At 52.0% G+C, this 10,667-nt stretch carries 8 protein-coding genes; 4 read left to right on the forward strand and 4 right to left on the reverse strand.

From position 1 onward, the window contains the following. Nucleotides 1-91: 91 nt before the first annotated feature. Genes ACI4WN_RS08530 through glpK form a run of 4 tightly spaced genes read right to left on the reverse strand, consistent with a single transcriptional unit; the run spans nt 92 to nt 3,696 of the window. Nucleotides 92-592 carry an O-acetyl-ADP-ribose deacetylase gene (locus ACI4WN_RS08530; protein WP_439777814.1) on the reverse strand — a complete coding sequence of 167 codons (501 nt, stop codon included), beginning with the start codon at nt 590-592 and terminating at the stop codon, nt 92-94. Between the two features lie 6 nt (nt 593-598). Continuing rightward, nucleotides 599-1,375, reverse strand: a complete 777-nt coding sequence (locus tag ACI4WN_RS08535; RefSeq protein WP_439777815.1) for a tyrosine-protein phosphatase — start codon at nt 1,373-1,375, stop codon at nt 599-601. A gap of 38 nt (nt 1,376-1,413) precedes the next feature. Beyond that, nucleotides 1,414-2,178: a tyrosine-protein phosphatase gene (locus ACI4WN_RS08540; protein ID WP_439777816.1), complete on the reverse strand. Its 765-nt coding sequence runs from the start codon at nt 2,176-2,178 to the stop codon at nt 1,414-1,416. After that, the gene (glpK, locus tag ACI4WN_RS08545) at nt 2,179-3,696 is read right to left on the reverse strand and encodes a glycerol kinase GlpK (RefSeq protein WP_439777817.1); all 1,518 of its coding nucleotides are present in this window, start codon (nt 3,694-3,696) and stop codon (nt 2,179-2,181) included. A 208-nt stretch (nt 3,697-3,904) separates the two neighbouring features. On the opposite strand from glpK, the gene ACI4WN_RS08550 reads away from it, so the two are divergent. The 4 genes from ACI4WN_RS08550 (at nt 3,905) to ACI4WN_RS08565 (ending at nt 10,407) form a co-directional block, all read left to right on the forward strand. Beyond that, nucleotides 3,905-4,588 (forward strand): type 1 glutamine amidotransferase, encoded by a 684-nt coding sequence (locus tag ACI4WN_RS08550; protein WP_439777818.1) that lies wholly within the window; start codon nt 3,905-3,907, stop codon nt 4,586-4,588. Nucleotides 4,589-4,769: 181 nt separating this feature from the next. Next, entirely contained in the window at nt 4,770-5,009 is a 240-nt protein-coding gene (locus tag ACI4WN_RS08555; protein ID WP_009557489.1) for a hypothetical protein, read from the forward strand. 120 nt (nt 5,010-5,129) lie between these two features. Beyond that, complete coding sequence (locus ACI4WN_RS08560) at nt 5,130-7,223, forward strand: AAA family ATPase (protein WP_439777819.1); 2,094 nt, start codon at nt 5,130-5,132, stop codon at nt 7,221-7,223. 202 nt (nt 7,224-7,425) lie between these two features. Further along, nucleotides 7,426-10,407, forward strand: coding sequence for a diguanylate cyclase domain-containing protein (locus tag ACI4WN_RS08565; protein ID WP_439777820.1), 2,982 nt, complete (start codon nt 7,426-7,428; stop codon nt 10,405-10,407). The last annotated feature ends 260 nt before the right edge of the window (nt 10,408-10,667 follow it).

Consider the following 10,667-nt stretch of genomic DNA (forward strand, 5'->3'; position numbering starts at 1 on the left):
GGTTGACATACTTCGGGGGCAAAATCCGCCAAAATCCACACCGGTTGACATACTTTGGGGGCGTCGCGCCACAAACCCGCATCCCCAAAAGTTACCCTAGCAGCTTCTGATAAAAAGCGTAGTTGCTATCGCTATAAGCCACCATGATCACCCGCATGTCGTAATCCGCGTGCTCGCGCAGCCACTTGCGCACCTCGGTGAAGGCCACTTTGCTGGCGTCCTCAAAGGGATAGCCGTAAGCACCGGTCGAAATCGCCGGGAAGGCCACCGAGTGAAGGCCGTGCTCCGCCGCCACCCGTAGGCTGTTCCGGTAGCACGTCCCCAGCAGCAGTGGGTCACTGTGCGAGCCCGTATAAATCGGCCCCACCGTGTGGATCACGTACTTAGCCGGCAGGCGGTAGCCCTTGGTAATCTTGGCCTCGCCGGTTTCGCAGCCACCCAGGCCCCGGCATTCCGCCAAAAGTTCCGGCCCAGCTGCCCGGTGGATCGCTCCATCCACGCCGGCGCCGCCTAGGAGCGACTTATTAGCCGCGTTCACGATCGCATCCACCTTTAACTTGGTAATATCACCTTGCCAGATTTCTAACTTCATCAAACCCTATCCTTCCAAATACATCGCGCGGAACTTTTCCAAGTCCTGCTTGCTAAAGCCTAATTTACTGGTGAAAAATTTGTCAAAAGACCCCCAGCCCTGCCGAATGGTCTCCGTTACGCCCAGCACCGCCGGGCCCTCGCCCTTGGTCACGTTCATTTGCGCGATCAATTGCGACAAGGCCTCATTAGTCGGGTGCTGCTTTTTATAAGAAAAATCATACAGGTCATCGGTCAACAGGTAGTCCTGCGTGATCGTCTTGTCGTCAACGCCCAAGGCCAGCAAGATCAAGATGCTGATGATGCCGGTCCGGTCCTTGCCAGCCGCGCAATGGTAGACCAGGGCCTGGTCCGCCGGCAGCCTAAGCAATTCGTTAAAAATCTGCCGGATCCCTTCTTCTGAATGATCGTTCAAGAGCACCTGCTGGTAGATCTTGGCCAAGTAGTTGTCCTCAAAGTCCGGCAAGTGGTGAAAGAGGCGCAAAAAAGGATGGCTCTGGTTGAAGCGGTCACCTTCTGCGTAAAGGCCGATGTCGACCAAGCGGGCGCCCGGCCAAAGCATGTCCGGGTAAGCGGTCTGCTCGTGCCGGGTCCGGAGGTCGCAGTCGACCGTAATCCGCAAGTTGCGCAGAATAATCTGGTCCTTAAGCGTCAATTCGTTTAAAGCCGCCGACCGGTAGATCTTGCCCCACTTGACCTGCCGGCCGCCGAGGCCCCGGTAGCCGCCGAGGTCGCGGAAGTTGACCGCCTGGTCTAGCTCAATCACTCTTTGTCTTTCTCCCATGTTAAAAAGCCTCCCTTCACCTAAAAGACAGTCAATTTTTATTCCAAAAACTTGTCCCGCAGCCGGTCCAAATCGCCAGGCTCAAAGCCCAGACTTTCAAAGTAGCCGGCAAAGCCGCCCCACATCTGCCGGATGGTTTCGGTAATCCCGTAAAAAGCCGTCTGGCTAACCTGGGTGGCGTTCATCTTGGCGATCTGCCGGCCCAGCTGGTCATCGATGTCAGCTTCGTTGATCGTGCGCGGATTCTCCCGGCTGAGCAGGTAGTCCCGCATGATCTCCCGGTCGTCTAGACCTAGCGCCATCAAGACCATCACGCTGACCATGCCAGTCCGGTCCTTGCCCATGGAGCAGTGGTAGAGCAAGGCCTCGCCTTCTGGCAGGTCCAGCATTTCGGCAAAAATCAGCCGCATCACTTCATGGGTTCTAGGCGCCAGCATGTTTTGCTGGTAGATCACGCCGAGGTAAGACGGCAGGTGCGGCAGCTTTTTCCGCCCCTTCCGCCAAGCTTCCTCAGCTTCGGCCTCCTCTTGGCCCGCCTCACTGTAAAAATGGGCATCAATCTGCCTGGCGCCAGGCCAGAGCTTGTCTGGGTAATTGTGCTGCTCATTGCGCGAGCGCAAGTCGCAGTCCACCGTCACCCGCCGCCTAACAAATTCGGCCTGGTCCTTGGCTGACAAATAGCTGAGCGACCCCGACCGGTAGAGCCGGCCCCACTTGATGCGGCGGCCATCGCTAGCCTGGTAGCCGCCCAGGTCCCGGCAGTTATAGCCGCCATCTAGCGGCACGATTCGCTTGTGTTCCATCTATCTCATCTCTTTTCCATGGGCAAAAAAGCGCGTTGCGGCCACGGCCCGCTGCCAGCCGGCGTAAAGGCGCTCTTTTTCTTCTTCCTCCATTTTACCCTCAAAACGGGTACCAGTTTTGGCAATTGCTTGGAGGTCATCAAGATTGTCCCAGTAGCCCACGGCCAGCCCGGCCAAAAAAGCAGCGCCAAGTCCCGTCGTTTCTAAGTCCGCAGCTCTTTCGATGGTCTTGCCCAGGATGTCGGCCTGGAACTGGAGGAGGTAGTTGTTGTTGGACGCGCCCCCGTCAACCCGCAAAACCGGGATAGCAATTCCGGAATCTTTTTCCATGGTGGCGACCACGTCCCGGGTCTGGTAGGCCAGCGACTGCAAGGTGGCCTTGATCAAGTCCTTGTCGCTGGTCCCCCGCGTCAGGCCAAAAATGGCCCCCCGGGCTTCCGCATCCCAGTAGGGCGCCCCCAAACCGGTAAAGGCCGGCACCACGTAGACTTCGTTGTCGTTTGTTGACTCTAGCGCCGCTTTTTCAGATTCAGGTGCTGACGAAAGCAGCTTGACTGAATCCCGCAGCCACTGGATGGCCGAGCCCGCCACAAAGACCGATCCTTCCAAGGCATAGGTCACTTTACCATTAATAGCGTAGCCGATGGTGGTCAGCAGGTTGTTTTCCGACTTGACCGCCTTGTCCCCCGTATTCATGACGATGAAGGAGCCTGTCCCGTAGGTATTTTTGACCATGCCGGGCTTCAGGGCCAGCTGGCCAAACAAGGCCGCTTGCTGGTCCCCAGCCATGCCAGAAATTGGCACCTTGCCGCCAAAGAACTGGTAGGGGTCGGTTTCCCCGTAGACTTCAGAATTGGATTTGACTTCTGGTAAAAGGCTGCGCGGGATTTTTAGCAAATCGAGGATTTCCGCATCCCAGGTCAAGTCATGGATGTTAAACAGCATGGTCCGGCTGGCGTTGGTGTAGTCGGTCACGTGGATCTGACCCCGGGTCAGTTTCCAGACCAGCCAGCTGTCGATGGTGCCAAAAAGCAGCTCGCCTTTTTCCGCCCGCTCTTGGGCGCCTGCCACATGGTCCAAAATCCAGCGAATCTTGGTCGCAGAAAAGTAAGGGTCCACGATCAGCCCAGTCTTGTCCTGGATCAGCTGCCCGTACTCTGCTTTCAGCTTTTCTGCTAAGGCCGTGCTTTGCCGAGACTGCCAGACAATGGCGTGGTAAATCGGCCGCCCCGTCTGCTTGTCCCAAATCACGGTCGTTTCTCTTTGGTTGGTGATGCCGACGCCGGCAATCTGGTCTGGCCGCAAGCCCGCATTGATCAAGGCCGTGGAGGCCGTAATCTGGACGGCATGCCAGATTTCTTCGGCATCATGCTCCACCCAGCCGGGATTAGGGAAATATTGGGTAAATTCCCGTGCAACGCTGGCCACTTGCTGGCCCTTTTTGTCAAAAATAATGGCCCGGGTTGAAGTTGTCCCTTCGTCAATGGCCATGATGTACTTGTCGATTTGGTCTGTCATTGTCTTTTTCCTTTATAAACTCAGATTTTCGTAAACGCTTACTAACTTTATCCTCTTTAAGTCTATGCTAAAGGAAAAAACAAGTCAAACGTAAAATGCCCTAGCAAAAGCCAGGGCATTTTTTCAATTATCCCCTCACCCCTCAAATTACTATTTTTCGCCTTTTTGGTTTATACTTATTCTAAACAGATTTACAAAGGACGAAATTATGGCTGATAACACGATTCGAATTGCTTACCTGTACGAAGACCTGATGAACACCTATGGTGACTCAGGCGACGTCAAGATCCTGCGCTACTGGCTAGCCAAAAAGGGCTACCAAACCAGCGTTGACAACATCTCCCTCGGCAGCAACTTTAATGCTAGCGACTACGACTTTGTCTTTTTCGGCGGCGGTCAAGACTACGAGCAAAGCATCGTTGCTAAAGACCTGCAGCGCTACAAGGACACCCTGAACGACTACATTCAAGCCGGCAACCCTATGCTGGCCATCTGCGGCGGCTATGAACTGATGGGTACTTACTACAACACCATCTCTGGCACCAAGATCAAGGGCCTAGGCATCTTGCCCCTCCACACGGAATTTGACCCCGAAAAGCGGATGATTGGCGACACCAAGTACGAAACCGAATGGGGTCCAACCATTGGCTTTGAAAACCATTCTGGTCAAACCTTCCTGGATGACCGCGACATGCTGGAGCCTTTTGCCAAGGTGGTTGAAGGCTACGGCAACAACCATGAGGAAAAAGAAGACGGCGTTCGCTACAAGAACTTCATCGGTTCTTGGTCCCATGGTCCAATGCTGAAAAATGACAACGTTGCCCACGCCTTAGTGGACCTGATCTTGAAGCGGCATGAAGAAAGAGTTGCTGCTACTGTAGTTGCTAAATAACAGATATAAAAAAGCCCCAGCTTGATTCTTAAGTCAAGCTAGGGCTTTTTATTAGGCATTTCTGTCGTTTGAGTTTACTTTTTAAGAAGTATCCCCCACCAAATTTTTTCAAAAAATATCATTTCACACTTGTGGTATACCACAAATGTGGTATAATAATTGATGTAGGGAAGTGAGAACGATGAAGATCGATATCATTCGGTATCTCGATAACCATCACCTGACCATCTACCGCGTAGCGAAAGATTCAGGATACGGCTACACTACCCTTCACAAGTCATTTAACAAGCATCAATCCAATGCGACTTCCATGAACTTGCGCGACCTAGACGCTCTCGCCCGGGCTCAGCACAAGGCCATGTGGGAAGTCTTGCGGGAACTTGAGAATTCCTATCTCAGCGATGACAATGATGACAAATAATAAGGAAGGTTAGTTAACCGCTGAGAAAAGTCCTCTTGTATTGTTTCAATGCATAGGGCTTTTTATCTCGCTTTAAATAACCTATCTCGCGATCATTAAACCTAGAAAGAGGTACAAAAGATGGCTTACGATGAATTTAACGATATGGACGATTTGTTTAGACAATTAATGAATGGCATGGGTGGCTTTAACTCTGAAAACCGCCGCTACTTGATCAACGGCCGCCAGGTCACCCCAGAAGAATTTGCAGAATACCAAAAGACTGGCCAGCTCCCTGGACAAAAGGCAGCTGCTCCTGCTAAGGGGCAAAAGGCTAACGGCATTTTGGAAAAATTGGGCCGCAACTTAACTGAAGAAGCCCGTCAAGGCAAGCTTGACCCAGTTATTGGCCGCAACAAGGAAATTCAAGAAACGGCTGAAATCCTTTCTCGCCGGACCAAGAACAACCCAGTTTTAGTTGGGGACGCCGGGGTTGGTAAGACAGCAGTTGTTGAAGGCTTGGCTCAAGCCATTGTTCACGGCGACGTGCCAGAAGCAATCAAGAACAAGGAAATCATCTCCATTGATATTTCCAGCCTGGAAGCCGGGACCCAGTACCGGGGCTCTTTTGAACAAAACATTCAAGACCTGGTCAACGAAGTTAAGGCTAAGGGCAACATCATTCTCTTCTTTGACGAAATTCACCAAATCTTAGGTGCCGGCGGCATGGGCGATGGCAGCGGCTCTAAGGGTATGAGCGACATCTTAAAGCCTGCCCTGTCTCGCGGCGAAATCACCGTGATCGGTGCCACCACCCAAGATGAATACCACAACACCATCATGAAGGATGCCGCCTTGGCCCGCCGCTTCAACGAAGTTACGGTTAACGCGCCAAGTCCAGAAGATACCTTCAAGATCTTGCAAGGCATTCGCTCCTTGTATGAAAAGCACCACAATGTGGAATTGCCAGATGATGTCTTGAAGGCTGCGGTTGACTACTCCGTTCAGTACATTCCGCAAAGAGCCTTGCCAGACAAGGCCATTGACCTTTTGGACATGACTGCTGCCCACCTGGCTGCTCAGCACCCAGTAACGGATGCCAAGACTTTGGAAAAGAAGATCAAGGAAGAAAAGAAGGCACAAGAAAAGGCTGCTGAAAAAGAAAACTACGAAGATGCCTTAAAGCACAAGGTCGAAGCTGAAAAGCTGCAAAAGCAGCTGGACGCTGGCCATAACGAGCGCAAGACCGTTGCTACGCCAGCTGACGTGGCCGCTGCCGTTGAGCGCTTGACCGGCATCCCAGTTTCCAAGATGGGCGCTAGCGACATCGAACGCTTGAAGGGCTTGGCTGGCCGCCTCAAGGGCAAGGTCATTGGCCAAGATGAGGCTGTTGAAGCTGTAGCCAAGGCCATCCGCAGAAACCGTGCCGGCTTTGACGAAGGCAACCGGCCAATTGGCTCCTTCCTCTTCGTTGGTCCAACCGGGGTTGGTAAGACGGAACTGGCTAAGCAGCTGGCTCTGGACATGTTTGGCTCTAAGGATGCCATCATCCGCTTAGACATGTCTGAATACGCTGACCGGACCGCCGTTTCCAAGTTAATCGGGACTAGTGCCGGCTACGTTGGCTACGATGACAACTCCAACACCTTGACGGAAAAGGTTCGCCGGAACCCTTACTCCATCATCTTGCTGGACGAAATCGAAAAGGCTGACCCACAAGTCATTACCTTACTCTTGCAAGTCTTGGACGATGGCCGCTTGACCGATGGCCAAGGCAACACGGTCAACTTCAAGAACACCATCATTATTGCTACGTCTAACGCCGGCTTTGGCAATGAAAAGCTGATGGGCGAAGCTAAGAAGGATGAAAGCTTGATGGACCGTCTTGCTCCTTACTTCAGACCAGAATTCTTGAACCGGTTCAACGCGGTCATTGAATTCAGCCACTTGACCAAGAAGGACTTGAAGGACATCGTCAACTTGATGCTGGACGATGTCAACAAGACCTTGGCTAAGAAGGGCTTGACTTTGACGGTCAGCGAAGAAGCTAAGGACTACTTGATTGAACAAGGCTACGATGAAGCCATGGGGGCTCGGCCACTCAGAAGAGTGATCGAACAAGAAATCCGCGACAAGGTAACGGACTACTACCTGGACCACTTGGATGTCAAGCACCTGAAGGCGGAAATGGTTGACGGGGCTTTAAAGATCAGCGAAGATACTGAAGCTAAGTAATACATAAGGAAGAAAGCAGTAAGTAAAAACACCTAGAATAAAAAGTGCAATATACACAAAGAATATTAGTGCATTAATGCTATAGAAAATATCAAAAAGAGACAGCAAGAAATTGCTGTCTCTTTTCTTTTGGGCCTGAAATTGTTCGGAATTTGTATTATAATTAAACTATAATTACGCTTACAGATGAAAGGACATTTTTATGGCTGCATCCCTGTACCAGTTCGATCAGCAAACAAAAAATTTTTATGAAAAATCGCCCTTCCCAATTATGATCTACCAGTTGGTAGACAGCCAATACCAGGTGCTGCTCTTATCGGAAGGCTACTGCAACATGGTTAAATCCGGCAGGGCGTCCATGATGGCCTACCTTGACCAACATAACCTCAGCCGGGTTCACCCAGAAGACCGGAGCCGCCTGCGCAATTTTATCTGGCAGGTTGACCAGAAGAAGGCCCACCGTTTGACCTACCGCCTATCGATTGAGGGTCACTACCACCAGCTCCTAGCCTATTGTAAAACGCAAATAGATAACGGCGTCAAACTTTTTATCGTCCACTACTTCGACATCACCACCAATGGGCAGAAGCTGGCTGACCAGATTAGTCCTTATGTTAAGCAAAAAACTGACCAGGTTGACAAGCTGACCGGACTCAAGCAGATTGGGTACTTTGAAGCTTATGGGGCAACTTTTTTAAAAAAGCTCCTGGCTAAAAACAAGTCAGCCGCCTTCGTCCTGGTCGACGTCAACCATATGCGAGCATATAATGAAAAATTTGGCTACGAACAAGGCGACCAGCTCCTCCAGCAGCTGGCGCAAAGCATGCGAAGCCTTTTTCCGCATGCCCTGATCGCCCGCTACTTCCAGGACCAGTTTATCATTTTAACCGCCAACCACCACTTAAGCAGTCACCTCAAACGGCTGGCTGATTCGGTCAAAAAGACTGCCGCCGACCAAATCACTTCCATTCGTTGCGGGATCTACGTCACTAGCCAGGCCGAGCTGCCGATCACGGCTCTCGACAAGGCCCGGGTGGCTTTGATCTACAACCCAGCTGCCAAGCCGCTACACTACTATAGCTCGCGCCTGCAAGAACAAGTCAGCCGGCGCGACTATGTCCTTGGCCATTTCATGGAGGCCCTTGAAAAAGGCTGGATCACGGTCACCGTGCAGCCGATCATCAACCTGATGAGCAACAATACCGCAGCCTTTGAGCTCTTGTCCCGCTGGAACGATCCGGTTTACGGCACCCTCTACCCCAAGGACTTTTTGCCAGTTTTAGAGGAAAACCACCTGACCGATTACCTGGACAGTTACATCATCAAGGAAAGCTGCAAGATTTGGCACAAGCGCTACCGTCAGCAGCTGCAGACCCTGCCGATGGTCTTCAATTTGACCATCACGGACCTGGAGAACAAGACCTTTTTTAACCAGGTGAAAAAGATCCTGCAAGAATACCAGCTGCCGCGCCAGTTCTTCTACTTTGACCTGGCCATTCCCAACAACGCCGACCCAGATTTGGTGCAAGAGCAGCTTTTGTCCTTACGCAAAGACGGCTTCAAATACGCCTTTGACCTGGCCAGCAGCTCTTACCCAATCACCGATGCCTTGATCCAGTTTACTTTTGACTTCCTCAAGTTTGACATGACGACTTTTGACGTCCACGATCCCAAGTCCACCACGCTCTTGGCCTCGATCGTCACAGCTTGCAAGCACCTGGGCGTCCGGCCACTTTTTAAAAATATCGAGAGCCAAGACCAGGTTGACTTCATTCGGTCGATCGGTGGCATCATGATGCAGGGCAACTACCTGGCTAAGCCCCTGCCTTTTGCCAGTTCCATCCACGATCTATCTCAGCAGGGCTTCCCGCCGCAAAGACTGGCGGACCAAGACTTTTACCGGGAGCTCAACCTGATCAATGTGCTGGACCCAAACGCCCACTTTTTTGACCAGGAAAAAACCGGCCGGATGACCCCAGTACCGGTCATGGTCTACTTGGTGGAAGACGGGCACGTTAAATTGGGCTACATGAACGGTGCCGGGCAAAAGTGGCTGACTAAACTGAACGGCAACTTGACCGACCACCTGGCCCTACTCAATGGGCGAAAGTGCAATAACGCTCTCCGCTTCTGGGATACGATCGCAAGCTGCACAGATACTGGCGACACGGCATCGTACACGATTGTTGACCAAAGCTTCCGCTACCGGATGGTTATGCAACTGGTAGCCAAGAGCGACCGCTGCCAGGCCTTTTTGTCTACGATCAGCGGGCAGCCAAGTCGCCTGCTTACTTTTGCCAAAAAGGACCAGGAGGAGCTGGCGCCGGAGAGTCTCTGGCAGACCCTGACCCACAATATCAAGATTGGTCTCTTTTGGAAGGACCAGAACTGGCGCTTCTTAGGAGCCAACCAGCAATTTTTGGACTACTATGGCGTGTCGCTCCTGGATCTGGTCGGCCGCACCGATGAAGAGCTCGGTTTTAACATCAAGCCGGAGCATTTCCGCAGCAGCGAGCAGCAGGTCCTGGATGAGGGCGTGTCGGTGCGGGAACGCGGCAAGACCCTAGCCCGGGGCAAGGTGCGCGACATCCTGACCTTCAAGGCGCCAGTTTACCAAGACGGCAAGATCGCTGGTTTGATGGGACTTTTTATCGATATGACTAAAAATAGTCAGCGCTTGGCCCAGCTGGAGAACGAGGCCTCGCAAGATGCCTTGACCAAGCTGCAAAACCGGCACAGCCTGAGCCACAACTTTGCCTACCTGACCGGGCGGCCACTGTTTGTCTTGATGATGGACATCGACTTTTTCAAAGAGTACAATGACACCTTCGGCCACCGCTACGGTGATGAGATTTTGAAAAAAATCGGCCAGAACCTGCTTAAGATCTACGGCATCGGCAACTGCTATCGCTACGGGGGCGACGAGTTCCTGGTGATTGGGGACTTTAGCAAGATCGAGGACATCAAGGCTAAGGACTGGCAGCTGCGGCAGGCTTTGGAGAAGATGGAGATTTTGGATATCAACCTGACCATCAACATTTCGGTTGGCTACTGCTACGGCAAGGCTTTGACTAAGGATGAGCTGGAAGGCATGATCCACCTGGCCGACCACAACTTGTACAAGGTCAAGAATCACGGCCGCTGCGGCATCGACGGCAGCCGGTATCTAGCGGAATATGAGTAATTTTGTTTTGAAGGAAGCGAATCTTCGTGATTCGCTTCCTTTTTTGCGTTTGCAGGCGCGAGGGCGGGCGCTCATGATCTTACTCAAGTAACGGAAATACTGCTCATGATCTTACTCAACTGAACCTTCTAATCAAGTAGTTGAGTAAATTTCGGGCCGGAGTTCTGGCTACTTGAGTATGTTTGTGTGAGGCTTTTTTAAAAAAGGGGCTCCGGTTGAGTAAATTTTGGGAGGTCACTTCCAGTAATTGAGTCAGGTTT

The sequence above is a fragment of the Lactobacillus sp. genome, assembly GCF_051893255.1.
Taxonomy (GTDB): Bacteria; Bacillota; Bacilli; order Lactobacillales; family Lactobacillaceae; genus Lactobacillus.

Excerpts from the sequence above, each read along its gene's own strand:
- ACI4WN_RS08565 (WP_439777820.1), top strand. The coding sequence starts at position 7,426 with ATGGCTGCATCCCTGTACCAGTTCGATCAGCAAACAAAAAATTTTTAT.
- ACI4WN_RS08560 (WP_439777819.1), top strand. The coding sequence starts at position 5,130 with ATGGCTTACGATGAATTTAACGATATGGACGATTTGTTTAGACAATTA.
- ACI4WN_RS08535 (WP_439777815.1), bottom strand. The coding sequence starts at position 1,375 with ATGGGAGAAAGACAAAGAGTGATTGAGCTAGACCAGGCGGTCAACTTC.
- glpK (WP_439777817.1), bottom strand. The coding sequence starts at position 3,696 with ATGACAGACCAAATCGACAAGTACATCATGGCCATTGACGAAGGGACA.
- ACI4WN_RS08540 (WP_439777816.1), bottom strand. The coding sequence starts at position 2,178 with ATGGAACACAAGCGAATCGTGCCGCTAGATGGCGGCTATAACTGCCGG.
- ACI4WN_RS08530 (WP_439777814.1), bottom strand. The coding sequence starts at position 592 with ATGAAGTTAGAAATCTGGCAAGGTGATATTACCAAGTTAAAGGTGGAT.
- ACI4WN_RS08555 (WP_009557489.1), top strand. The coding sequence starts at position 4,770 with ATGAAGATCGATATCATTCGGTATCTCGATAACCATCACCTGACCATC.
- ACI4WN_RS08550 (WP_439777818.1), top strand. The coding sequence starts at position 3,905 with ATGGCTGATAACACGATTCGAATTGCTTACCTGTACGAAGACCTGATG.